The organism is Cupriavidus sp. HY129 (assembly GCF_059492215.1).
The window spans coordinates 3,514,956-3,539,529 of the sequence record NZ_CP083254.1; the positions used below are offsets into that span (position 1 = coordinate 3,514,956).

Here is a 24,574-nt window from a genome sequence, read left to right on the forward strand (position 1 = left end):
ATTGGCGCCGGTCGATCGTGTGTGCAATGTGCAATGCGGCCAAGGGCTGCCAGGCAAGGAGGCATGAATGACTAAGCGTCAGGCATCAACGGCGACCACCACGAAGACAACGGCAAAAGCCCGGCGCCGCGCTAGCGAGGTTAGCGCGGAGCCGGTTGTCGAGCGTGTGCCGCGCCGCAAGCGTTCCGTGCGGCCCACCACGCGTGAAGCGGATTTCGTCGTGATCGGCGCAGGCTCCGGTGGCGTGGCCGCGGCGCGCCGCGCGGCATCGCATGGCGCACGCGTGATACTGGTCGAGCGCGACGCCATTGGCGGCACCTGCGTGAATCGCGGTTGCGTGCCAAAGAAGATGCTTTCCTATGGCGCGAACTGGGCGTCGATCCTCTCGACGTGCCTGTCGCATACCGGCGGCAAGGAAGACTGGCGTGATGCCAGTGTGCGCGTGAATGCCGAAGTGGCGCGGCTCAATGCGTCGTACGCGCAGCGGCTCAATGAGGCCGGCGTCGAGATCCTGCATGGCGATGCGCGGCTCAGTGGAGCGGACGAGGTGGTGGTCGGCAACGAGATCATCCGCACGCGCAAGACGCTGATCGCCACTGGCGCGCATCCCCTCGCCCTGCCCGTTCCGGGCGGCGAACTGGCGAGTTCGTCCGATGACGTTTTCACCTGGCAGACCGTGCCTGCATCGATCGCCGTGATCGGCGGCGGCTACATTGCCGTGGAGATGGCGTCGATTCTCTCGCGCTATGGCGTGAAAGTGGACCTGCTGGTGCGCGGAGATCGCCTGCTGCCGAAGTTCGATCACGATATTGCCGCGGCGCTGGCCGAGGCACTCGCGGCAAAGGGCGTGCGACTCCATTTCAGGGCCGACGTGACGATGCTGTCGCAGGCCAACGGCGCGACGGAAGTCTGCTACACGCAGCAGAACAATCCTGGCCGCACGCAGACCGTGCGCGCACAGGCGATGCTCGCGGCGATCGGGCGCCGGCCCAGCATCGCCGAACTCGGGCTCGATGCGCTTGGCGTGCAGCTTGGCGAACGCGGCGGCATTTGCGTCGATCGGCAGTTCCGCACCACGGTGCGCTCGATCCATGCGATCGGCGACTGCATGGATCGGAATCTGCATCTGACGCCGGTAGCCATCGCGCAGGGGCGCTGGCTTGCCGACCGGTTGTTCGGCAAACGTGGTGATATCGCCGATTTCGATTTCGTGCCGACCGCCGTGTTCAGCGAACCCGCGATCGGAGCGGTGGGATTGACTGAGGCACAGGCGATCGAAGCCGCAGGCGGTAGAGCCGATCGCGTGCGCACCGAGATCAAGCGATTCGTGTCGCTGGAGAACCGCTTCGGCGGTGTGGCGCAGCCATCGGTATTCAAGCTGGTGTTCAACGCGCGCAGCGGGCGGGTGCTGGGTGCGCACCTGATGGACAACGCCGCGCCGGAGATCATCCAGACCTTTGCCGTCGCACTGCGCCTCGGCGTGAAAGATGCGCATCTGAAGACGACGATGCCACTGCATCCCACGGTGGCGGAGGAACTGTTCGGCTAGGGATGCGAACTAGTCCAGCGCCGGATTCACGCGCGACAGTGCTTCGCGAAACAGGTTCGAGAATCGCGTGGCGGCCAGCGAGAGCGGGTTGTCGCGCAGCGTCACGATGCCGAGCACCAGGGGCCGCAGCGGTACGTCCACGGGAATGCGCGTGAGCTGCTCCGACTGGGGACCCACCTTCAGGATGCTGCTCGGGATCGTCGACACCGCATCGGTGCTGACCAGCAGACTCGACGTCACGCCAAACGTATTGGTCTTGATGATGCGCCGGGGAAGCGGCAGGCCGAGTTGCTGCAACTGATCGAGCAGGAAGGTGTGCTGGCTGCCTGGCGATAGCTGCATCAGCCAGTCGCACTCCACCAGTTCTTCCCAGCGCGTGGCGTTGGCCAGCGGGTGTCCACGGCGGCCCGCGATCATGACGTCGAGCATCTTCAAGGGCTCGAAATCGAACTCGCTGCCCAGCGTTTCCGGAATCAGCGCGGCAATCGCGAAGTCGACCGTGCCGGCGCGCAGCGCGGGCAATACCGCGGGCATCAGGCCCTCTTCGAGCGTCAGGTCGGCCAGTGGCATGCTGCGCCGGAAATCTCGCAGGACATCGGGGAGCACACTCAGGAAGACCATCGGCGTCACCGCGACCGACACGCGGGCTTTTTCACCGCCCATCAGCTGACGGATGTCCTGGCGCGCGAGCGTGAGCTGGTTCTGCGACTGCCGCGCGCGGACGGTCAGCTGGCGGCCGCACTCGGTGAGCGTGATACCGCGCGAGCTTCTGACGATCAGCGGCGCATCGAGGTCTTCTTCCAGTTCGCGAATGGCCTTCGTGATCGCTGCCTGGCTCAGGTGCAGACTGCGCGCGGCGCCACGGATGCTGCCGGTTTCGACCAGCCGCAGCCACGCTTTCAATTGATGGTCCCGCATGTGTGTTGTCTCCCCAGGGCAGGTGTCCTGCCGCGCCGCAAATGATGACAACTCCTAGTGGTCACCATCGGAAAAGTATTGTCTTTTGGTATGCATCATAGCGGACTAGTCTTTCTCCGACGTGCCGTCAGCCCCACAGGCGGCCGAACACAAAACTCAAAACACGGAAACAGGAGACAGACGCATGAGCAACGTGAGCAACGAGCTGTGGCGTTGGAGCGCGGCCGAGGCGGCCAGCCAGATCGCAAAGCGCGAGGTATCGTCGGTGGAGGTTGTTGCCAGTAGCCTGGCCCGACTGGACGCTGTCAATCCGTCGATCAATGCCGTCGTCGACGTGCTGGCGTACGAGGCGATGCAGGCAGCGGCCGACGCCGATGCGGCGCTGGCCCGGGGCGAGTCGCTTGGGCCGCTGCATGGTGTTCCCGTGACGGTGAAGGTCAACGTCGACATGGCGGGCCGTGCCACGACCAATGGCGTGGTGGCGTTCCAGGACACGGTGGCCAGCGTGGACAGCCCGGTGGTTGCCAATCTCCGCAAGGCCGGCGCCGTGATCATCGGCCGCACCAACACGCCGGCATTCTCGCTGCGCTGGTTCACTGACAACGACCTGCATGGCCGTACCCTCAATCCGTGGAACGCCAGCCATACACCGGGCGGGTCCAGCGGCGGCGCCTCGGCTGCGGTGGCGGCCGGTATCGGCGCCATCGCGCACGGCAATGACCAGGGCGGCTCGATTCGCTATCCGGCCTATGCTTGCGGTGTTGCCGGGCTGCGCCCGACACAGGGTCTGGTGCCGGCCTTCAATCCCTCGCAGTTGCGTGAGCGCACGATGGGCGCGCAGCTATCGTCCGTGCAGGGGCCGCTCGCACGCACGGTAGGCGACCTGCGTCTGGCGCTGACCGCGATGGCCGCGCCGGACAGCCGTGACCCCTGGCAGGCTTCGGCCTCGGTTGGTAGCGCTCACAAGACCTTTCCGACACGCATTGCTGTCTGCGCAACCCTGCCGGGCTTCACGGCTGACGAAGCGGTCACGGCCGCCGTAAGGCAGGCGGCCCGCTGGCTTGAGGATGCCGGCTGCGTGATAGAGGAAGTCGTGCCACCTCGATTGCAGGAGGCGACCGACCTGTGGCTGGCACTGACGATGAACGAACTGGCCGCTGGCCTGGGCGACATCATCGAGCGTGAGGGCGACGATGCCGTGCGCGCTGCCATCGGCACCCAACGACGTCAGACAGCATCGCTGGATCTCGCCGGATACATGAACGCCCTGGCGCGACGCACCACGCTGCTGCGCGAGTGGCAGCAGTTCTTCGAACGCTACCCGCTGCTGCTGATGCCCGTGTCCTGGCAACGCCCGTTCCTGATCGACGCGGACCGTCAGGGCGCTGATGCCGCGCGCCACATCCTCGACGCGCAGAGTCCGATGCTCGCAACGGCAATTCTCGGCCTGCCCGGGCTGTCCGTGCCCACTGGATTGGCAGGAGGCTTGCCAATGGGTGTGCAACTGGTAGCCGGACGCTTTCAGGAAAGCCTGATCCTGTCCGCGGGCGAGGCCATCGAGGCGCGCTGCGGCGTGATGACGCCGATCGATCCCCAGACGTCGGCCGCGCGCTGAAAGGAGTCCGGTCATGCTCAAGCTACTGATCGGCATCGGCATTCCCTACGTTGGCGTGCTGGGGCTGCTGCCCTGGGTTGCGTCGGTGGACACCTTCGTGCTCGGCGTGCCATTCATCTATGCGTGGATGTTCGCCTGGTTCGTGCTGACGTCGGTGTGCCTCTACGTCTGCTGGCGCTTCTTCGATCGTCCTGTCGACGCCGAGCGTCGGCTGGACGCCTGACTTCCGGGAGCCACTCTTATGTCGACAGCGGTTTTCCTCGGCTTCATCGTCCTGTCGCTGTACCTGGCCCTGCGTTCGCGCAAGGGAACGGGGTCGCAAAGCGCTCATGACTTCTTCGTCGCGTCCCGGCAGTTCGGCGCGTTCCTCGTGTTCTTCCTGGCGGCTGGCGAGATCTACAGCGTGGCCACGATGGTGGGCTTCGCCGGCGGCATCTACGCGAAGGGGCCGACCTACGGCATCTGGTTCCTGGGCTATATCCTGCTGGCCTATCCGCTTGGATACTTCCTGGCGCCGAAGATATGGGAGGCCGGCCAGCGCTTCAATGCCATCACACTGGCTGACCTGTTCAAGGGCCACTTCGACAACCGCGCCGTGGAGTTCGTGGTCGCGCTGTCGTCGATCCTGTTCCTGTTGCCGATGGCGCAGCTACAGTTCACGGGCCTGATCGCCGCGTTCCGGGGGCTAGGCTGGAGCTTCCAGCCGCTCCATCTGGTCCTGATCGCGGCGGTGCTCGCCTTCACGTACATCGCCATATCCGGCGTGCGTTCGTCGGCCTACGTGGCGGTGCTCAAGGACGTGCTGATGGTGGTGGCGATCGTGGTGACGGGTCTGGCGGTTGCGGGCGAGGTCGGCGTGGCGAAGGTCTTCCACGTGGCGAGCGAGCAGGTCAGCAACCGGATGAACGACGAGCAGCTACGCTTTTCGATGAGCACGATCCTGTTCCAGTCGCTTGGCTTCTACATGATGCCGATCTCGGTGCAGTTCATCTACACGGCGAAAAGCGCCGATACGATCCGCCGCACGCAAGTGGCCATGCCGCTGTACATGCTGATGTATCCGTTCCTGGTACTGGCGTCGTACTACGCGCTGACGCGCAGCGACACGCTTGCAACGGCGAACGAGGCCTTCTTCGTGGCGGCCACCCACCTGTTGCCCTCCTGGCTACTGGGCCTGGTGGCGGCGGCCGCGGCGCTGTCGGGCCTGCTGGTGCTGACGGGCATGTGTCTGGCGATCGGTCCCATCGTCACGCGCAACCTGCTGCCGCACCTGCCAGAGTCCAGGCAGAAGGCGGGTGCAAAGGGGGTGATCGTCGTGTACCTGATCGTGTCAATCCTGATGACGCTGATGGCGCCGAACCTGATGCTCACGCTGATCAACACCACGTACTACGGCGTGACGCAGTTCCTGCCAGGGATGATCGTCATCCTGTTCTCGCTACGTGTCAGGCCAAGCGCGGTGGTGCTGGGCATCCTGACCGGCCAGTTGATGGCGGTCGTGCTGTATCTCGAGAAGGTGGATCTGGGTGGCATCAACCTTGGACTGCCCTGCCTCGCGGCGAACGTCGTGGTGATGGTGGTGCTGAACCTGCTTCGTACCCCGAAGGGGCTTCAGGCGACGGCGTAGTCGCACAGCAGGCCAGATGCTTGATGGTCGCGGGGTCGGGCATCGCCCGATTCCAACCGACCGAATGCAGAACGCAAAAAGCAAAACGGACGCCGAAGCGTCCGTTTTGCTTGAATCTGGTGGCCTGGGACGGAATCGAACCGCCGACACAAGGATTTTCAATCCTCTGCTCTACCGACTGAGCTACCGGGCCAAAGAAGCGAAACTATAACTGCGCAAAACTGGTTCGTCAAGCGTTTTGTCGAGCCACTTATTGCTCGGTCGGCTCGGGCTTGTTGCGGCCCAGTTCCACGCCCAGCTGCTTGAGCTTGCGGTACAGGTGGGTACGCTCCAGACCGGTCTTCTCCGCCACTCGGGTCATGCTGCCGTGTTCGCGCACCAGGTGGTACTCGAAGTACGCACGCTCGAACAGGTCGCGCGCTTCACGCAGCGGCATGTCGAACGAGAACTGCATTTCACCTTCGGGCACACCGCGGGTAGCCGTGCCGTTCGCGATGGCCTCGGCCGGTACTTCGGCAGTTGCCATCGCGGAGACCGCGGCTTCGCCCGTGCTGACGGCGGCAGGTGTGGCCACCACGGAAGGCGCGGCACGTGGGCGCTCGACGCCACGGGCCAGCCCTGCCTCGACGGCGGACAGCAGCTTCTGCAGCGCGATCGGCTTCTCAAGGAAGTTGAGCGCGCCGATCTTGGTGGCTTCGACGGCCGTGTCGATCGTCGCATGGCCGGACATCATGATGACCGGCATGGTCAGGAAGCCCTGTGCCGACCACTCCTTGAGCAGCGTCACGCCGTCCGTATCCGGCATCCAGATATCGAGCAGCACCAGGTCCGGCGTCGCGCCTGCACGGAACTCGCGTGCCTGCTGGGCGTTCTCCGCCACTTCGACCACGTGGCCTTCGTCGCTCAGGATTTCCGAGAGCAGCTCCCGGATACCCATTTCGTCATCGACTACGAGGATGGTTGCCATACGTTCCTCTTAACCCCACCGCAGCGTCACCGGACGTTGCCGGTGCGCAAGATTGACTATGCCAGCTTAACGAACAGGATCGAGATCTGAGCGCCAATGATCTCGGTGCCGTTCATGCGATTGCGCACCTCGATGCGTGCGCCATGTTCGTCAATGATCTTTTTCACCATCGCCAGCCCGAGACCCGTGCCCTTGGCCTTCGTGGTCACATAGGGTTCGAACGCGCGGCTCAGAATCCGTGGTGCGAAGCCGGGGCCATTGTCCGCTATGGACAGCTTGACGGCTTGCCGGTCTTCGCCGGCAGAATCTTTGTATTCTACAGTCTCGGTGTGCAGAGTGATATGGGGCGCCGCCCTACCGGCCGCAACGTTTTCCGCCACCGCATCCTGGGCATTTTGCAACAGGTTGTGAATCACTTGCCTGAGTTGGGTCGGATCGCCTTTGATTTCAGGCATATCCGTGTCCAGCGTCGGATGGATCACGGGGTGCTCGTGCACGGCAGGGTCATCGATGCCGTAGAGATGCAGGACTTCCGACACCAGGCCGTTGAGCGGCAGCGACTGCATCACAGCCGGCGGCGTGCGCGCGTAGTCGCGGAAATCATCGACCATGCGCTTCATCGCCGCCACCTGGTTGACGATTGTCGCAGCCCCACGTTTCAGTACTTCGGCATCCGACGTCTCAAGTTTAGGGGACAGCTTCATCTGCAGCCGTTCCGCCGATAGCTGGATCGGTGTCAGCGGATTCTTGATCTCGTGGGCAAGACGGCGCGCCACTTCTCCCCAGGCCACCGAACGCTGTGCCGAGATCACGTCGGAGATATCGTCGAACACCACCACGTAGCCCGGTTCGTCATGGCTGCCGCCAGGAAGATGCGCGCCGCGAACCAGCAGTGTGAGCGGCTGCTCCTCGTCGCCCTGCGGCAACTCGATCTGCTTCTGCCAGTGCTGCGCGCCCCCCAGGACCTCGCTGGTGGTCTGCTCGGAAAATGCCTGACGCACGATCTCCGCGAAGTCGTTCATGCCGGGGATCTGTTCCACCGGGTGGCCCAGCACACCGTTGAGCGGCTGGCGAAAGATGCGCTCGGCGCCGGGGTTGGTAGTGATCAGCACAAAGCGCCGGTCGAACACGAGCACACCTGCGGTCAGATTCCGCAGCACGCTTTCCAGATACGCCTTCGACTGCTCGAGCGCACTGCGATTCTCTTCCACGGCGATGCGCGCTTCAGAAAGCTGACGTGTCATCTGGTTGAACTGCTGGGTCAGCATCCCGAGTTCGTCGCGGCTTTTGAGCTCACGCTTGGGAGAGAGGTCGCCCTCCGCCACTTCCTTCGTACCCTGCAGCAGCATCAGCAGCGGGCGGGCTAGCTGGCCACCCAGCAGCAGCGCCAGCATCACGGCGATGAACACGGCGAGGAACAGCGTCAGCGTCAGCGTGCCGATGTACATCTTGCGCAGGCCGGTGCGGCCCAGCGCCTTTTCCTGATATTCCTGATAGGCCCGCTGGACCTCGTCGGCATTGCGCGCGAGCACGCCAGGTACCGGGTGCAGGACCTGCAGGTATCGCTCCTCTCGCACAGTGTCGCCCACCAGGCCGAAGCCCGTGGCGGGCGCATCCTCGGGGCGACGCTCCACGGACAGGCCCGAGCCTGCCCAACGACTACTCGGCACGGGCAGGCCGAGTTTCGGCGGGGGATGCTGGGTACGCGCCGCCGCGGCCACGGCAGCACTTGCAGTGGCCTGTGCCTGATCGTCGGAGGCTGCCGCGCTCGGCGCGGGTCCCAGCGGAATGATCACGCGCAGCCGGTAGAGATGGCTGCTATCGACATTGGGCTGCGGTTTGTCGCCAGTCGACGGATCGGTGCCACCTTCCACTGCCGCATAGCCTCCGGCCATGCGTGCCTGCTCTGCCAGCACGCCGGATGGCAGGTCCGGCACCAGCGACGCATAGCTGCTCGACGCCGTTGCCAGCACGCGTCCGCTGCCGGTGAAGATCGCGGCTTCCTGTACGCCGTACTGCTCGCGCAGGCGGTTCAGTTGCAGCGACGTTGCCATGCCGCTCGAGCCGGTCAGCTGGTCGGCCATCAAGCGCGCCTTGCCCTGCAGATCGGCCAACTGGCTGTCGATGGTGGAGCGGCCGAGATTGAGGCCGGCCTCGAGCGCGGTTTCCACGCGCACGTCGAACCACGACTCGATACTGCGGGAAACGAACTGCAGCGAGACCAGATAGATCAGAACGCCCGGCAATACGCCGACCACGCCGAAGAACACGGCCAGCTTCGACATCAGCCGCGTGCCGAACTTGCCGCGGCGATAGCGCAGCCAGAGCGTCAACGCGAGCGCGCCCACGGTCAGCACCAGCAAGGCGCCGACAACGAGGTTGATCTTGAAGAGCAGCGTGAAATAGCGGTCGAAGAACTCGGTATTGGCCGAGGCCCCGGCTAGCAGTCCCACCAGTACCAACGCCAGGAAGACGATGATGCCCACCACGACGCGATAGAGCAGGCGTCGGAATCTGCTGTCCCACGGATTGCCGTTCATGGCTGGCTTACCGGCTGGACCAGTTGGTTCGTGGACAACGCATTCGACAGCGTTTGCGAGAACTGCGTGCGTGGTTCCGCGCTGACGGCCGAAGCGGGCGTTGGTGACGAGCCGGGCATGGCCGGCGGTGCGGGTGGCGCAACGGGCGGCGGTGCTACCGGGGCCGGTGGCGGCGGTGCGTCGAGGTTGGTCGGCACCGTGTAGTTGAAGCGCTTCCACTCCGACGACAGGTTCCACTCACGCGTATTCACGGCGTTGATCTGGAACGGCTTCGGTAGCTGGGACAGGTCCAGGCGCATCCGTGTTTCGGCGTGATAGGTCTCGCCGAGCCTGACCTGGTTGCGTTCGAACACGCGCCAGCCGCGTACTTGCTGGATGAACTGCAGCGCGCTCTTGAGACGGCTGAACGGTAATTGCAGGCCACCGGTCGACACGCGGTACTGGCGCGTCAACGGCTGATAGGAAATGCGCACCGTGCGCATGGTGTTGACCGGCTTCTCGTCGAACCAGTACCAGCGTGGGCGCGTGAGCTGGAAGTCGACGACGAAATAGAGCGAGATGCCCTTGTGCAGGGCGTCTTCCAGCGCGGGCGGCAGGTCGAAGTCGAACGACGCGGCGAGATCGAACCCGCCGTCCTGGTACTCGATGCGGGCCTCGGTAGTCTCGATGAGCTGCGCCGATGCGTGCGGGGCAAGCACCATCAGCATCAGCATCATCATCGTGGCCGCGCACCATGCGCGGAGTGTGTTCACCAGCGAGTCTGCCGGGCACTCGCGCAACGCGTGACCGGGGACACGTAGGTCGAACAGGCGCGGCGTGCTCAGCATCGGTGGAATTCAGGCGCGTTTCTGGAAGCGGGCGTAGTAGAAGCCATCGTGATCCGATGGCAGGCTTGGCTGGCCGGCCATGTCGGTGCCGGCCGTCTCCTGCGCCTTCGTGCCGGGCAGGAGCTGCCCGGGCGCCTGCAATCGTATCGCATCTGGGAGCTGGGCACCAAACCAGAGCGCCTGCTCTTCGCCCTCCGTTGGGAAAATAGAACAGGTCACATAGACCAGAATGCCGCCTGGCTTAAGGAGCGACCACAATTGCGACACGATGCGACGTTGCTCATTGACAAGCTTCGCGATGTCCGATTCGCGGCGCAGCCAGCGGATATCGGGATGGCGTCGGACGATGCCCGACGCCGAGCACGGCACATCGGCCAGAATGCGGTCGAACTGCTGGCCATCCCACCAGTCCTGCGGGCGGCTGGCATCGCCAACGATGACCTCGGCACGCTGGTCCAGGCGGGCCAGATTCTCATGAATGCGCGCGGCGCGCTCCGCATCGCTTTCCACGGCGGTCACGTGGATATCGGCCAGTTCGAGCAGATGGCCGGTCTTGCCCCCGGGGGCCGCACAGGCGTCCAGCACGCGCATCCCGTCGGCAACTTCGCAGAGCGGCGCGGCAAGCTGGGCGCCGGCATCCTGTACGGAGACATCGCCGGTGGCGAAGCCTGGCACCTGCGATACCGGAAATGCCCGAACCAGCCGCACGGCCTGAGGGCCGATGGCGGTGCCCGCCATGCCCGCGTTGGCCAGTTCCTTCAGGTATTCGTCGACCGACAGGCGCTTGGTGTTGACGCGCAGCGTCATTGGCGGGCGGGCATTGACGCTCTCTGCCAATGCCGTCCATCGATCCGGGTATGCGGCGCGGAGTTGCTCAAGCCACCACGTGGGCAGGTTCCAGCGTGCTTCCTCGTCCTTGGCGATCGCGTCCATCAGGGCCTTGCGCTCACGCAGGAACCGGCGCAGTACTGCGTTGACGAGCCCGCGCGCGTGGGCGGTCTTCGGCTCCGAGGCTGCTGCGCTGACGGCCTGATCGACGACGGTGAAGTCGGAGTAGCCGCCGCGTCCGACCTTGCTACGATCGCCCTCCTCGCCTTCTAGCAGCAGCGCGAGCGCCACGGCCAGCAGGGAATCGACCAGCGCGCCGGGAGGGCGGGTGACCAGTTGCGTCACCAGGGCGCGCGTGGCGCCGAACTGCCGCACGGTGCGGTAGGCCAGGTCCTGGATGGCGCCGCGCGTCGCGGCATCGCGCACGCGGTCCAGGCGCAGCAGGTTGGTGGCGTCCTCGATGGCTTGCGGCAGGGCCGTGCCTTCATGGACGCCGCGTACTGCAGCGGCGGCGCCGAGCATCTGGAAGGCAAGGGAATCTGGTGGCAGGCGCATGGGAAATACCGGAAATCTGCAAAAAACGGGTGGTACGGGCCGTCGGGCCCGTGCGGATACGAAAAAGCCCGCCGGCTCCTGACGGAACACAGCGGGCAGTTTACCTGTTACCGGGCATGAGCCCCCGGAAACGTGGCAATGCGCGTCAGGCCGGGTAGGTGCCGGTCTGTGCCATCTGCATCAGGCGCGCGATCCGTTCCTCCGTGGCGGGGTGGGTCGAGAACAGGTTCGCGATCCCGCCGCCCGAGAGCGGATTCATGATCATCATCTGCGCCGTGGCCGGATGCTCCTCGGCGGCCTGGAACGGAATGCCCTGGGCGTAGCGATGGATCTTGTCGAGCGCGCTGGCCAGGGCCTGCGGGTCTCCGCTGATCTCCGCGCCGCCGCGGTCGGCCTCGAATTCGCGTGCCCGCGAGATCGCCATCTGGATCAGCGATGCGGCCAGCGGCGCCAGGATCGCCACGGCGATGGCGGCAATCGGATTCGAGCGGTTGCCGTTCTCGTCGCGCCCGCCGAAGAACATCGCCATATTGGCCAGCGCGGAAATGGCGCCGGCCATCGTCGCGGCGATGGTCGAGGTCAGGATGTCGCGATGCTTCACGTGCGCGAGTTCGTGGGCCATCACGCCGCGCAGTTCGCGGTCCGAGAGCACCCGCAGGATGCCCGTGGTGGCGGCCACCGCGGCGTGTTCGGGATTGCGGCCAGTGGCAAACGCGTTTGGCGCATCCTCGTTGATCAGGTACACGCGCGGCATCGGCAGGCCGGCACGCTGCGAAAGCTCGTGCACCATGTTGTAGAACTGCGGCGCGGTGCTGGCATCCACTTCCTGCGCGTTGTACATGCGCAGGACCATCTTGTCCGAGAACCAGTAGGAGAAGAAGTTCATGCCGAGCGCGATCAGCAGGGCGAATGTCATGCCGTTGCGTCCGCCGATCATGCCGCCGATCACAACGAACAGCGCCGTGATCGCGGCCATCAGCATGAAGGTCTTGACCCAGTTGAACATGGCTTGATCTCCAGATCGTCTGTCAGTCGCGTGCCACGCCCCTGCGTGGACACGATAACGGTTAGATAGGGTGCGAACCGTGGAAATTCAATGCCGGAGGCGACGTTTTACGCATTGTGATAACCCGGGGTCACATTGCTGCGGCGCTCGCCATGGAGTACCTGCTAGGCGCCGGCAATCAGGCAGCGCGTTCCCGGTGGCAGCGGCATGGCCTGCAGGAACTGTTGCGCTGGCTGGCGCCGGCCGCCGGGCTTCTGCAGCTCGGTGACCTGCAGGGCGCTGCCATTGCCGCAGGCGATGATCACGCCGGCTGAGTCGGCGGCCAGGATCGTGCCCGGGGGATGCGGCAGGCTGGTGGCGGCGGCCAGCGGCAGCGCCTGCCAGCACTTGATGACGGTATCGCCCACTTGCACCGTGGCGCCCGGGAACGGGTTGAAGGCGCGGATCTGGTTCGCCAGTTCGGTGGCCGGGCGCGTCAGGTCGAGCGGTGCCTCATCTTTGGCGATCTTCTCCGCGTAGGTGACGCCGGCTTCGGGCTGCGGCGTGGCGGTGAGCGGCTGGCCCGCGGCGAGCTGGCGCAGCGCATCCACGATCATGCGCCCGCCGAGCGCGGCCAGTGTGTCGTGCAGCGTGCCGGTACTGTCCTGCGGGCCGATCGGCGTGGACTCGCGCGACAGCATCGCGCCGGTGTCGAGCCCCTCGTCCATCTGCATCAGCGTGATGCCGGTCTCCGGGTCGCCCGCCTCGATCGCGCGATGGATCGGCGCGGCGCCGCGCCACCGCGGCAGCAACGAGGCATGGATATTCAGGCAGCCATGGCGCGGCAACTCAAGGACTTCGGTCGGCAGAATCAGCCCGTAGGCGGCCACCACCATCACATCGGGCGCGATTTCCGCGAGCGTGTCGACGGCCGCGCCGGCTTCCTCCGGATACTTGCCCTGGCGGCGCAACGAGCGTGGCTGCAGCACCGGGCCCAAGCCGGCCTCGATGGCAAACCGTTTGACCGGGCTGGCCTGCAATTGCATGCCCCGGCCGGCGGGCCGGTCTGGCTGGGTCAGCACGGCGACCACCGGAAATCCGGCGGCGTGAATGGCCTCAAGGGCGACGCGCGCGAATTCCGGCGTTCCCGCAAAAGCGACGCGCAGTGGCTGGGCTTGGGTCATGACGATATTCCGCAATGAAAACGACACCGGCCGCATAGCGGCCGGGTACGTATGTGTTCTTCGGAAGCTGTAACCTTAGCAGAGGCGTTTCCGCTTCCGCGCGATTGTTACATCCTTACATGCGTGAGCGCACGCGCTTCTGGAGTTTGCTCTTGATGCGTTGGAGCTTGAGTGGCGACAGATATTCCACGAATACCTTGCCGTCGAGGTGATCGATCTCGTGCTGTATACATACAGCGAGCAGATCGTCGGCGTCGAGCTCGAACGTTTCGCCCTTCTCGTCGAGCGCGCGTACCTTGACGCGATCCGGGCGCTCCACGCGGTCATAGACTTCGGGCACCGACAGGCAGCCCTCTTCCCATACCTTGCGGTTCTCGCTGGCCCAAGTGACCTCGGGGTTGATGAACACCATCAACTCATCCCGGCTCTCGGAAATGTCGATCACGATCACGCGCTCGTGCACGTCCACTTGCGTCGCGGCCAGGCCAATGCCGGGCGCTTCGTACATGGTTTCGGCCATGTCTTTCACGAGCTGGCGGATGCGGTCGTCCACCACCTCCACGGGCTTGGCCACTTTGTGCAGGCGAGGATCGGGGTAGGTGAGGATGTCGAGTTTTGCCATGATGCTCGGGCGCAACGCCGGGTGCTGTCCACGGTCCGGCCGCCGTTGCGGCGACCGGGGTTTCCATGCAGAATCGGGGCGCTAGTACAAAAATTCAAGGCGCGCCGCAGCAGGCACGCTCTACCTAGGGTCAATCCGGTCGTTCTCCCGACCGGTTCAGGAAAATGCGCGATCTTACCAAAGAACAGGCGGCGTCGGGCCGCAGGCTGCACGCGTTCACCCTCGCCATCTTGAGTGTCGCAGGGATCACAACTGGGATGACCATGGCGGTTCAGGCCGCTGACCTGAGCGTCTCGCCGGTCCAGCTTGCGGAGGCCGATCGCACGGCACAGCAGGGCATCCCCGTTGCCGATCTCTCGCCCAATGCGCCCAGTCAGTATACGGTGCGTTCGGGCGACACGCTTTGGGGCATTTCCGGACAGTACCTGCGCCAGCCCTGGCGCTGGCCCCAGCTGTGGGGCATGAACCGGCAGCAGGTCCACAATCCTCACCTGATCTATCCGGGCCAGATTCTCTATCTGGTCCAGCGCGATGGCCGCGCCTACCTGTCCACCAACCCTCCGGGCGGTGCCAGCGGCGACGTCCGCCTGTCCCCGCGCATTCGCGGGAATGGTGGCGACGGCGAGGCCATCCAGAGCATTGCCTCCAGCGATATCGAGCCGTTCCTGATCCGACCGCTCGTCGTTGACCAGGGCACGGTGGATACCTCGGCGCGCATCGTCGCTCTGCCCGACGCCCGTGTCTATATGGGGCGCGGTGACATGGCCTACGCGCGTGGCATTGCGCCGGCCGACGCCTCGCTCGGCAGCGACTGGCAGGCATTCCGGCCGGCCAGCCCCGTGCTCGATCCGGTCACCGGCCGGGTCATCGGCTTCGAGGCGGCTTACGAAGGCAGCGTGCGCGTGACGCGCGGACCCGAGGGCCCCAACGCGGTGACCACGGTCCAGGCCACCCAGTCCCTGCAGGAGATCGGTCCGGGATCGCTGTTGCTGCCGCAGCCGCAGCGCGAGCTGATCCGCTATGTGCCGCATGCTCCCGATGGTGAAGTCGAGGGACGTGTCGCCGCCGTGTATGGCGGCGTGCGCTATGGCGGCGCCAAGCAGATCGTGGTGCTCAACATTGGCGCCAACGCCGGTCTGGAGCCGGGCCACGTGCTGGCGCTCTCGAGCGATGGTGGCCACGTCGCCGATCCGACCGATGGCAATCGCGCTATCGAGTTGCCCGATGATCGCTACGGTCTCGCGTACGTCTACCGCGTGTTCCCGGGCGTTGCGTACGCGCTGGTGACCGACGCGTCCAACGTGATGAAGGTTGGCGATATCGCCTCGACGCCGCGCTGACCAGGGCGCGTGCCCTGCCACGCGCCGCATCGTTGCCGATGACCGATTCGACTCGCGATCCCGCCGAGGTCGCAGCCTGGCTGCGGCTGACGGCGACGCCGGGCGTCAGCGCACTGGCCGGACGACGCCTGCTGGCGAAGTTCGGCCTGCCGCAGACTGTGCTCGCCCAGAACCTGGCAAGCCTGCGTGAAGTGGTGGATGCCAAGGTGGCGTGTGTATTGAACGCGCCGCCGGATGCCGCCATGTCGGCGTTGATCGACTGCACGCTTGCGTGGCTGGCCGATGCCCGCCACGCCATGGTCACGATGGCCGATGCCGGTTATCCGGTGGGGCTGCTCGATCTGGCCGACCCTCCCCTGCTGCTCTATATCAATGGAGACCCCAACCGTCTGGCTGGTCCAGCGCTTGGCATGGTCGGCGCGCGCAAGGCGACAACGCAAGGCGCGCGCGATGCCCAGGCGTTTGCATCGGCGTTTTCCAATGCCGGATGGACAGTGGTGTCCGGCCTTGCGCTCGGCATCGACGCCGCAGCCCACGCCGGGGCACTTGAGGGGCCGGGCGGCACTGTGGCCGTGATCGGGACGGGCGCCGATATCGTCTACCCGGGCAGGCATCATGCGCTGGCACATCGGATCGTCGACGCGGGCGGTGCCATCGTCAGCGAGTTTGCACTGGGCACGCCCGGGTTGCCGAACCACTTTCCGCGTCGCAACCGTATCATTGCGGCCCTGTCTCGCGGCGTGCTGGTGGTGGAAGCGGCGGAGCGGTCGGGTTCGCTGATCACGGCGCGGCTGGCGTCCGAGATCGGCAGGGAGGTATTCGCGATGCCGGGATCGATCCACGCCGAGCTGGCCCGAGGCTGCCACAAGCTGATCCGTCAGGGAGCCAAGCTGGTCGAGACACCGGCCGACGTGTTCGAGGAGTTCGGCGATCCGGGCGGGGTGGCTTCAGTCTCTCCAGTAACCGTACCCGATTCGGCGCCAACGCCTGGTGATCCGTTCGGCGCCGCCCTCGCCTATGATCCTGTCACGTTCGATGCGTTGTGCGAGCGATCCGGTCTCGCGCCGCACGTGGCGGCGGCAATGCTTCTGGAGCTTGAGCTTGGGGGGACGGTCGAACGCATGGCCGGCAATCGTTACCGACGTCTGGCATGATCCGCGGTATCGCAACCGTCTCATTTTTTGCGCGCAATGACCGTTTACTTCCCCGAGCGAGATCTCGCAGCCATCCGTCAGGCATTGGCGGCGCGCCCAGGCGGCCGTCTGGTTGCCTGCCTGTGCGCGGACTGGTGTGGGACCTGCAAGGAATATGTGAGCGGGTTTGCGGCGTTGGCGGCACGCTATCCGGACGACTGTTTCGTCTGGGTCGATATCGAAACCCATGCCGATCGGCTGGGTGAGGACATCGATATCGAAAACTTTCCTACTGTATTGATTCAGCCCATTGCCGGAGGGGCACCGCACTTTTACGGAACGGTGTTGCCCCACCTGGAAGTTCTGGACCGGATGCTGGCGCGTGGTAGTGCGATGCCGGCAACGGCGTCGGAGATTCCTCAAGTGCTCGACTGGTTGCTTGGGTAGGAAGCCGGCCGGCGTTGCGTGGTGCCGCGTTTGGGCGTGGCATCAGCTTGCACCGCCGTCCGAACCGCGCTTATTATTGGCGCCTCAAAGCCCAGCCGTGCTGTTTACATAGTTTGTCGTGAATTTCAAGAGGCGCGCACTGCCCTTGCGCAGTGGTGCCACAAGGACCCGTTGAATGTCTAAAGCCCTCATCATCGCGGAAAAGCCATCGGTCGCCGCCGATATCGCGCGCGCCCTCGGGGGCTTTACCAAGCACGACGAGTATTTCGAGAGCGACGACTACGTGCTGTCCTCGGCCGTCGGTCACTTGGTAGAGATCGCGGCGCCCGACGATTACGAGGTGAAGCGTGGCAAGTGGAGCTTCGCCAATCTGCCGGTGATCCCGCCGCACTTCGATCTGCGCCCGATCGCCAAGACCGAGTCACGCCTCAAGGTGCTGAACCGCCTGATCAAGCGCAAGGACGTGACCGCGCTGATCAATGCCTGTGACGCGGGGCGCGAAGGGGAACTGATCTTCCGACTGATCGCCCAGCAGGCCAAGGCCAAGCAGCCGGTGCGCCGCCTGTGGCTGCAGTCAATGACGCCGCAGGCCATCCGCGACGGGTTTGCCGCGCTGCGCGAGGACGAGGAAATGCTCCCGCTGGCCGACGCGGCCCGCTGCCGTTCCGAAGCCGACTGGCTGGTCGGCATCAACGGCACGCGCGCCATGACGGCCTTCAACAGCAAGGGCGGCGGCTTCTTCCTGACCACCGTGGGCCGGGTACAGACGCCGACGCTGTCGATCGTGGTCGAGCGCGAGGAGAAGATCAAACACTTCGTCCCCCGCGACTACTGGGAGGTGCGGGCCGAGTTCATCGCCGCCGCGGGCCTCTACGAAGGCCGCTGGTTCGACCCGAAGTTCAAGAAGAACGAGTTCGATCCCGAGGCGCGCGACTCGCGCCTGTGGAGCGAGGCGGAAGCCAAGAGCATCGTGGCGGCCTGCCGTGACAAGCAAGGCACGGTCACCGAGGAATCCAAGCCGTCGACGCAGCAGTCGCCTGCCCTGTTCGACCTGACCACGCTGCAGCGCGAAGCCAACTCGCGCTTCGGATTCTCGGCCAAGAACACGCTGGGCCTGGCCCAGGCGCTGTACGAAAAGCACAAGGTGCTGACGTACCCGCGTACCGACGCGCGCGCGCTGCCGGAGGACTACCTGGACACGGTCAAGCAGACCATGGACATGCTGGCCGACAGCTCGCCGAACTATCTGCCGCACGCGAAGAAAATTCTGTCGAGCGGCTGGGTGAAGCCGAACAAGCGGATCTTCGACAACAGCAAGATCAGCGATCACTTCGCTATCATCCCGACCCTGCAGGCGCCCAAGAACCTGTCCGAGCCCGAACAGAAACTGTACGACCTGGTCGTGCGACGTTTCCTGGCCGTGTTCTTCCCGACCGCCGAGTTCCAGGTGACCACGCGGATCACCGAGGTTGCCGGCCACCACTTCAAGACCGAGGGCAAGATCCTGGTCAATCCGGGCTGGCTGGTGATCTACGGCCGCGAGGCACAGGGCAAGGACGACAAGGACGCCAATCTGGTGCCGGTGCAGAAGGACGAGAAGGTCAAGACCGACAAGGTCGAGTCCGTCGGCCTGACCACGCGCCCGCCGGCCCGCTATAACGAAGCGACGCTGCTGTCGGCCATGGAAGGTGCCGGCAAGCTCGTGGACGACGATGCGCTACGCGAGGCGATGGCAGGCAAGGGCCTGGGCACGCCGGCCACGCGCGCGGCCATCATCGAAGGCCTGCTGGCTGAGAAGTATCTGGTCCGCGAAGGCCGCGAGCTGATTCCCACGGCCAAGGCGTTCCAGCTGATGACGCTGTTGCGCGGACTGGGTGTGGAGGAACTGACCCAGGCCGAGCTGACGGGTGAGTGGGAACACAAGCTGTCGCAGATCGAGCGCGGACGTCTAAAGCGTGACGAGTTCATGCGCGAGATCGCGCAGATGACGCAGCAGATCGTCAAGCGTGCCAAGGAATACGACAACGACACGATTCCGGGCGATTACGCGACGCTCGACACGCCGTGCCCGCAGTGCGGTGGCCAGGTCAAGGAGAACTACCGTCGCTTCGCCTGCACGGCCTGCGAATTCTCGATCAGCAAGATCCCTGGCGGCCGCCAGTTCGAGATCGAGGAAGTCGAGGAACTGCTGCTGAAGAAGGAAATCGGCCCGTTGCAGGGATTCCGCAGCAAGATGGGCCGGCCGTTCGCGGCCATCCTGAAGTTGGCCAAGGATGACGACGGCAACTGGAAGATGGAGTTCGACTTCGGCCAGAACGACGACGAAGGCGATGGCGAACCGGTGGACTTCAGCGAACAGACCCCGGTCGGCAAGTGTCCGAAGTGCGGCGGCTCGGTCTACGAGCACGGCATGAAGTACGTCTGCGAGAACGCCGTGGGCAGTGCGAAATCGTGCGACTTCACCAGCGGCAAGATCATCCTGCAGCAGGAAATCTCGCGTGAGCAGATCGGCAAGCTGCTGACGGATGGCAAGACCGACCTGCTGACTGGCTTCAAGTCGTCGCGTACGGGCCGCAACTTCAAGGCTTTCCTGGTCAAGCAGCCGGACGGCAAGATCGGTTTCGAGTTTGAGGCGCGTGAACCCAAGGCGGGCGCGGCGGCCAAGACCGCGAAGCCTGCGGCCAAGTCGGCGGCCAAGGCAGAGTCGGCGCCTGCAAAGGTGGCCGCCAAGAAGGCGCCGGCAGCGAAGAAGGCCGCCACGAAGACGGCGACAAAGACGGCTGCTACAAAGACGGCTGCTGCCAAGAAGACGCGCGCAACCACAAAGCAGACAGCCGACGCCGAAGAGTAATCACTCACCTTCTGGCATCACGGGAAGGTAAAACGGCGGGGCGTGAGCCCCGCCGTTTTCATTTTGCCGCGGTCATCTGCGGCTTGTTCTCCGTGTCCACCGCCCGTTGCTGGCTTTCCTCCAGCAGGAAGTCGATGAAGGCCCTGACCTTGGTCGGCAGGAACTTGCGGCTTGGATAGACCACGCTCACGTCGCGGCGCGGCAACTGGTACTGGGGCAGGATATGCGTCAGCCGCCCTGCCTCGATGTTCGGTCGTGCCAGGTACGACGACAGCATCGCGATGCCCATATTGGTCAGCGCCGCCTGGTGCGCCAGTTCGGCATTGCTGCACAGCAGGCCTGGGCGAATCGGCACGGTCACCTCGCCTTCGGGGCCGGACAGTGTCCATTCGTGCTCGGCGTTGGGCAGCCGCATCGCGATGGCGCGGTGGTTGGACAGGTCATGCGCATTGCGCAGCGGCGGGTGTTCGCGCAGATAGCCCGGCGAGGCGCAAAGAATGACTTCGGCGGAGATCAGCGGGCGCGCCACGAGGTGCGAGCCGAGCCCGAGATCGGACAGCATCACGCCTACGTCCCGCCCTTCCTCGACGATGTCGATCATTCGGTCCGAAAGCTGCACGTCGAAAACGACCTCGGGATACAGCTGCTGGAAGCGTTCCAGGATCTGCGGCAGCAGATGCAGGCCGAACATGACCGGGGTGACAAGCCGTAGCGTGCCGGATAGTGACTGGCTGCGCGCGGCAACGATCGACTCGGCTTCCTCCACGTCTTCGAGAATCTGCGAACAGCGCTGCAGATACGTCTCGCCGGCGTCGGTCAGGGAGAGGCTTCGGGTGGTCCGGTTCAGCAACCGGGTGCCGAGATGGCTTTCCAGATCAGCGACATAGCGCGTCACGACCGCATTGGACATTTCCAATTGCTGCGCCGCACGGGCAAAACTGCCCAGTTCGACGACTTTGGCGAAGACGCGCATCGATTGAAGCCGATCCATGACATAGTCTCCCTGTTCACCGGTGAATTTTTACACGATCCGGGTGATTTATTGTTGAAAGCACAACCAATCATTGTGGACGGCGCTATTTATTCATATCAGGGAAATGCCTAATATCGCACCATCTGATGCCGCATTGCAGCACCGGTCCTGGGACCACCGGCATCCTTGAATGTGAAAAAGGATTCCATCATGAAGCGCCAATTCGCCCTGATCGCTGCCCTGACCGTTGCCCTGTCGGCAGCTCCCGCCTTCGCCAAGGCAGGCAAGTTCGATACCTACACCGACGGTGCCAAGGCAGGCAAGTTTGACACCTACACCGATGGCGCCAAGGCCGGCAAGTTCGATACCTACACCGACGGCGCCAAGAGCGGCAAGTTTGACACGTACACCGATGGCGCGAAGGGCTTCGACGTCTACTCGGACGGCGCCAAGCTCTGATCCCAGCCAGGCATTCCGCAAAAGCCCGTACCCTCGCCGGTATGGGCTTTTTGTTTGGGCTTCGGCCAGAGACCGGCCGGACAAAAGAAAACGGGCCCGTTCAGGGCCCGTAGTCTATTCCTTTGTGACTCAGTCGTCGTGGTGGTGGTGACGGTGCTTGCTGCGCTTGTACCCACGGTTGTATCGACGATCATCGTCGTACGAGTTGCTGCGCGACACATTGCCACCCAGCGCCGCGCCTGCAGCGCCACCCAGGCCAGCGCCAACCAGGCCGCCGGTACGGCCGCCCATGGCGTTGCCGGCCGCTGTACCTGCACCGCCGCCCAGTGCGCCACCAATGATGGCGCCGGTGCGTTCGCGACGGTTCGAAGTGATGGCGCCACCGGCACCACCGCCCACGGCACCACCGATCACGGCGCCGGTGCTACCACCCAGCGCGCCGCCCACCGCGGCGCCAGCGACGCCGCCCAGGCCACCGCCCAGTGCGTTGTTCAGATCTCCCCCTGCGAACACCGGCAGCGCAGCTGCCGAAAGGGCAAGGGCCAGGGTCAGGTTGCGAAGAGGACGAGACATCGTTTTTCCTTTATATGGCGGGTATCTGGTTCGAGAGTGTAGAGAAGGAGTCCCCCCGTTGCTGTAACGAGTTGTGAGGCCCTGTAACCCTCTGCAGAAACGGTATCAAGGCGTTAGCAGTCGATGTGCTGGCGCAACGCCATATGGCATTTACGTCGCATATGGCCGCCAATAAAAAAGGCGACCCAGGTGGGTCGCCTTGTCTTGCCAGCGCCAGAGGCGTCAGGTGAGTCTGGTCAGCAGCACTTTCCCTGTCCGCCACCGTAGCGCGCCTCCTGACGCTCGCGGAAGAATTCCTCGTACGTCATCGGCTCGCGGTCGGGGTGGGTGCTTTCCATATGGGCCACGTAGGTCTGATAGTCGGGCAGGCCGACCATCAGACGCAGCGACTGGCCCAGGTAACGTCCCATGGTTCCGAGCTGTTCCAGCATGATGGCCTCCAGGTGATCAGTGCGACCCTGCCGAAGCCTGGGCAGGCATCGGCTCGAACGGCGTTTCGCGGTCCGTGCGCTTCGAGATGGCGCGGGCCGACATCGCGGTCTTGAACCCATAGAACACGATCGACAGCACCACGAACATGAACAGCGCGCACAGGCCGGCATCCAGGTAGTCGTTGAAGACGATGCGCTGCATCTGCTCCATCGTCTTGGCCGGAGCCAGTACCTTGCCTTCGGCGATCGCGGCGCTGAACTTCGATGCGTGGGTCAGGAAGCTGACCTTCGGATCGGCGTCGAACAGCTTCTGCCAGCCGGCGGTTAGCGTGCAGATCAGCAGCCAGCAGGTCGGCAGCAGCGTTACCCAGGCGTACTGCCCGCGCTTCATCTTGACCAGCACGCAGGTGCTCAGCACCAGCGCCACGGCGGCCAGCATCTGGTTGGAGATACCGAACAGCGGCCACAGCGTGTTGATGCCGCCCAGCGGATCGACCACGCCCTGGTACAGGAAGTAGCCCCAGGCCGCCACGGTCAGCGCGGTGGCGATCAGGTTGGCCGGCAGCGAGTCAGTACGTTGCAGGGACGGCACGAAGCTGCCCAGCAGATCCTGCAGCATGAAGCGGCCGGCACGGGTGCCCGCGTCCACGGCGGTCAGGATGAACAGCGCTTCGAACAGGATCGCGAAGTGGTACCAGAAGGCCATCATGGCCTGGCCACCCACCACCTGATGCAGGATGTGGGCGATGCCGACGGCCAGCGTCGGGGCGCCACCGGCGCGCGAGATGATCGTGTTCTCGCCCACGTCCTTGGCGGTCTGGATCAGCACGTCCGGCGTGATCACGAAGCCCCAGGTGGAGACCACGTGCGCCACGGCTTCCGGCGTATTGCCGATCACGGCCGCCGGGCTGTTCATCGCGAAGTACACGCCCGGCTCGATCACCGAGGCGGCCACCAGCGCCATGATGGCGACGAACGACTCGGCCAGCATCGCGCCGTAGCCAATGAAGCGCGCGTGCGATTCATTTTCCAGCAGCTTCGGCGTGGTGCCCGACGAGATCAGCGCGTGGAAGCCCGAAACAGCGCCGCAGGCGATCGTGATGAAGAGGAACGGGAACAGGTTGCCCGACCACACCGGGCCGCCACCCTGCGCGAACTGCGTGAACGCCGGCATCTTCAGTTCCGGCGCGACGATCAGGATGCCGATGGCCAGTGCGATGATCGTGCCGATCTTCAGGAAGGTCGACAGGTAGTCACGCGGGGCCAGCAGCAGCCACACCGGCAGCACGGCGGCGATAAAGCCGTAGATGATCAGCATCCATGTCAGGGCCTTGCCGTCGTACGTGAACAGCGGCGCCAGCACAGCGCTTTCATGTACGTACTGGCCGCCGATAATGGCGAGCATCAGCAGCACGAAGCCGATGACCGACACTTCGCCGATGCGGCCCGGACGGATGTAGCGCGTGTAGATGCCCATGAACAGCGCGATGGGAATTGTCACCGCCACGGTGAACGTGCCCCACGGCGAGCCGGCCAGTGCCTTCACCACGATCAGCGCCAGCACCGCCAGGATGATGATCATGATCATGAAGCAGCCGAACAGGGCGATCATGCCCGGCACGGTGCCCATTTCGGACTTGACCAGGTCGCCCAGCGAACGGCCGTCGCGGCGCGTGGAGATGAACAGGATCATGAAATCCTGCACCGCACCGGCGAATACCACGCCGGCCAGAATCCACAACATGCCCGGCATATAGCCCATTTGCGCGGCCAGCACGGGGCCCACCAGCGGCCCGGCGCCGGCGATGGCGGCGAAATGGTGGCCGAACAGCACCGCCTTGTTGGTCGGCACGTAGTCCAGGCCATCGTTGTGGCGCCAGGCGGGCGTCATGCGATTGGGGTCGAGCTGCATCACCTTGTCGGCGATGAAGCGGCTGTAGTAGCGGTAGGCGATCAGGTAGATGCAGAGCGCGGCAACCACGATCCACAGGGCACTGACGGCCTCGCCACGCGACAGCGCGACAGTGGCAAAGGCGAAGGCGCCGAGCACGGCGACGGCCAGCCACAACAGGTGTTGTCCGATGCGATTCATTTGAAGGGTCTCCTCAGACCGGCTGAAAAGGCCTGCGGCGACGGGAGGCGGGCAGCGG

General features: G+C 64.7%; 21 protein-coding genes and 1 tRNA gene. 9 read left to right on the top strand and 13 right to left on the bottom strand.

Annotated features, from left to right (window positions below):
• Window positions 1-67 precede the first annotated feature (67 nt).
• Window positions 68-1,549 (top strand): dihydrolipoyl dehydrogenase family protein, encoded by a 1,482-nt coding sequence (locus K6G35_RS16150; RefSeq protein ID WP_495675941.1) that lies wholly within the window; start codon window positions 68-70, stop codon window positions 1,547-1,549.
• 9 nt (window positions 1,550-1,558) lie between these two features.
• On the opposite strand, the gene K6G35_RS16155 is transcribed toward K6G35_RS16150, so the two are convergent.
• On the bottom strand, window positions 1,559-2,467 hold the full coding sequence (locus K6G35_RS16155; protein WP_495675942.1) for a LysR substrate-binding domain-containing protein: 909 nt from the start codon (window positions 2,465-2,467) through the stop codon (window positions 1,559-1,561).
• 193 nt (window positions 2,468-2,660) lie between these two features.
• On the opposite strand from K6G35_RS16155, the gene K6G35_RS16160 reads away from it, so the two are divergent.
• The 3 genes from K6G35_RS16160 to K6G35_RS16170 are packed head-to-tail and all read left to right on the top strand — an operon-like array spanning window position 2,661 to window position 5,709.
• On the top strand, window positions 2,661-4,082 hold the full coding sequence (locus K6G35_RS16160; protein WP_495676362.1) for an amidase family protein: 1,422 nt from the start codon (window positions 2,661-2,663) through the stop codon (window positions 4,080-4,082).
• Window positions 4,083-4,095: 13 nt separating this feature from the next.
• On the top strand, window positions 4,096-4,305 hold the full coding sequence (locus K6G35_RS16165; protein WP_008641015.1) for a DUF3311 domain-containing protein: 210 nt from the start codon (window positions 4,096-4,098) through the stop codon (window positions 4,303-4,305).
• Between the two features lie 18 nt (window positions 4,306-4,323).
• Window positions 4,324-5,709 carry a sodium:solute symporter family protein gene (locus K6G35_RS16170; protein WP_495675943.1) on the top strand — a complete coding sequence of 462 codons (1,386 nt, stop codon included), beginning with the start codon at window positions 4,324-4,326 and terminating at the stop codon, window positions 5,707-5,709.
• A gap of 117 nt (window positions 5,710-5,826) precedes the next feature.
• Here K6G35_RS16170 and K6G35_RS16175 read toward each other — a convergent pair.
• The 8 genes from K6G35_RS16175 to def all read right to left on the bottom strand — a co-directional run bounded on the left by K6G35_RS16175 (window position 5,827) and on the right by def (window position 14,217).
• A tRNA-Phe gene (locus K6G35_RS16175) sits at window positions 5,827-5,902 on the bottom strand.
• Window positions 5,903-5,959: 57 nt separating this feature from the next.
• Window positions 5,960-6,676, bottom strand: coding sequence for a response regulator (locus K6G35_RS16180; RefSeq protein WP_495675944.1), 717 nt, complete (start codon window positions 6,674-6,676; stop codon window positions 5,960-5,962).
• 56 nt (window positions 6,677-6,732) lie between these two features.
• Window positions 6,733-9,216: a sensor histidine kinase gene (locus tag K6G35_RS16185; protein ID WP_008641018.1), complete on the bottom strand. Its 2,484-nt coding sequence runs from the start codon at window positions 9,214-9,216 to the stop codon at window positions 6,733-6,735.
• Window positions 9,213-10,043: a DUF4390 domain-containing protein gene (locus K6G35_RS16190; protein ID WP_008641019.1), complete on the bottom strand. Its 831-nt coding sequence runs from the start codon at window positions 10,041-10,043 to the stop codon at window positions 9,213-9,215. Before K6G35_RS16190 ends, K6G35_RS16185 begins: the two co-directional genes overlap by 4 nt.
• Window positions 10,044-10,052: 9 nt before the next feature.
• Window positions 10,053-11,426, bottom strand: a complete 1,374-nt coding sequence (gene rsmB / locus K6G35_RS16195) for a 16S rRNA (cytosine(967)-C(5))-methyltransferase RsmB (RefSeq protein WP_495675945.1) — start codon at window positions 11,424-11,426, stop codon at window positions 10,053-10,055.
• A gap of 145 nt (window positions 11,427-11,571) precedes the next feature.
• Window positions 11,572-12,432: a zinc metalloprotease HtpX gene (htpX, locus tag K6G35_RS16200; protein WP_008641022.1), complete on the bottom strand. Its 861-nt coding sequence runs from the start codon at window positions 12,430-12,432 to the stop codon at window positions 11,572-11,574.
• 164 nt (window positions 12,433-12,596) lie between these two features.
• Window positions 12,597-13,595, bottom strand: coding sequence for a methionyl-tRNA formyltransferase (gene fmt, locus K6G35_RS16205; protein WP_495675946.1), 999 nt, complete (start codon window positions 13,593-13,595; stop codon window positions 12,597-12,599).
• 115 nt (window positions 13,596-13,710) lie between these two features.
• Window positions 13,711-14,217, bottom strand: coding sequence for a peptide deformylase (def, locus tag K6G35_RS16210; RefSeq protein WP_008641024.1), 507 nt, complete (start codon window positions 14,215-14,217; stop codon window positions 13,711-13,713).
• Between the two features lie 164 nt (window positions 14,218-14,381).
• On the opposite strand from def, the gene K6G35_RS16215 reads away from it, so the two are divergent.
• From K6G35_RS16215 to K6G35_RS16230, 4 genes are all read left to right on the top strand, one after another.
• Window positions 14,382-15,557 carry a LysM peptidoglycan-binding domain-containing protein gene (locus tag K6G35_RS16215; protein WP_024569234.1) on the top strand — a complete coding sequence of 392 codons (1,176 nt, stop codon included), beginning with the start codon at window positions 14,382-14,384 and terminating at the stop codon, window positions 15,555-15,557.
• Window positions 15,558-15,595: 38 nt separating this feature from the next.
• The gene (gene dprA / locus K6G35_RS16220; protein WP_495675947.1) at window positions 15,596-16,711 is read left to right on the top strand and encodes a DNA-processing protein DprA; all 1,116 of its coding nucleotides are present in this window, start codon (window positions 15,596-15,598) and stop codon (window positions 16,709-16,711) included.
• A 36-nt stretch (window positions 16,712-16,747) separates the two neighbouring features.
• Window positions 16,748-17,137, top strand: a complete 390-nt coding sequence (locus tag K6G35_RS16225; RefSeq protein ID WP_186425579.1) for a thioredoxin family protein — start codon at window positions 16,748-16,750, stop codon at window positions 17,135-17,137.
• Between the two features lie 175 nt (window positions 17,138-17,312).
• Window positions 17,313-19,988: a DNA topoisomerase III gene (locus K6G35_RS16230; protein WP_008642749.1), complete on the top strand. Its 2,676-nt coding sequence runs from the start codon at window positions 17,313-17,315 to the stop codon at window positions 19,986-19,988.
• 58 nt (window positions 19,989-20,046) lie between these two features.
• Here the strand turns inward: K6G35_RS16230 and K6G35_RS16235 are convergent, their stop codons facing one another.
• Window positions 20,047-20,979 (bottom strand): LysR family transcriptional regulator, encoded by a 933-nt coding sequence (locus K6G35_RS16235; protein WP_008642751.1) that lies wholly within the window; start codon window positions 20,977-20,979, stop codon window positions 20,047-20,049.
• A gap of 192 nt (window positions 20,980-21,171) precedes the next feature.
• Between K6G35_RS16235 and K6G35_RS16240 the strand changes: the two genes are divergently transcribed.
• A complete protein-coding gene (locus tag K6G35_RS16240) occupies window positions 21,172-21,420 on the top strand; it encodes a hypothetical protein (RefSeq protein ID WP_008642752.1) in 249 nt (82 codons plus the stop codon).
• Between the two features lie 129 nt (window positions 21,421-21,549).
• On the opposite strand, the gene K6G35_RS16245 is transcribed toward K6G35_RS16240, so the two are convergent.
• The 3 genes from K6G35_RS16245 to K6G35_RS16255 all read right to left on the bottom strand — a co-directional run bounded on the left by K6G35_RS16245 (window position 21,550) and on the right by K6G35_RS16255 (window position 24,516).
• Window positions 21,550-21,993: a membrane protein gene (locus K6G35_RS16245; RefSeq protein ID WP_008642753.1), complete on the bottom strand. Its 444-nt coding sequence runs from the start codon at window positions 21,991-21,993 to the stop codon at window positions 21,550-21,552.
• Between the two features lie 236 nt (window positions 21,994-22,229).
• Window positions 22,230-22,424, bottom strand: a complete 195-nt coding sequence (locus K6G35_RS16250; protein ID WP_008642754.1) for a YbdD/YjiX family protein — start codon at window positions 22,422-22,424, stop codon at window positions 22,230-22,232.
• Window positions 22,425-22,440: 16 nt separating this feature from the next.
• Window positions 22,441-24,516: a carbon starvation CstA family protein gene (locus tag K6G35_RS16255; protein ID WP_495675948.1), complete on the bottom strand. Its 2,076-nt coding sequence runs from the start codon at window positions 24,514-24,516 to the stop codon at window positions 22,441-22,443.
• Between the last annotated feature and the right edge of the window lie 58 nt (window positions 24,517-24,574).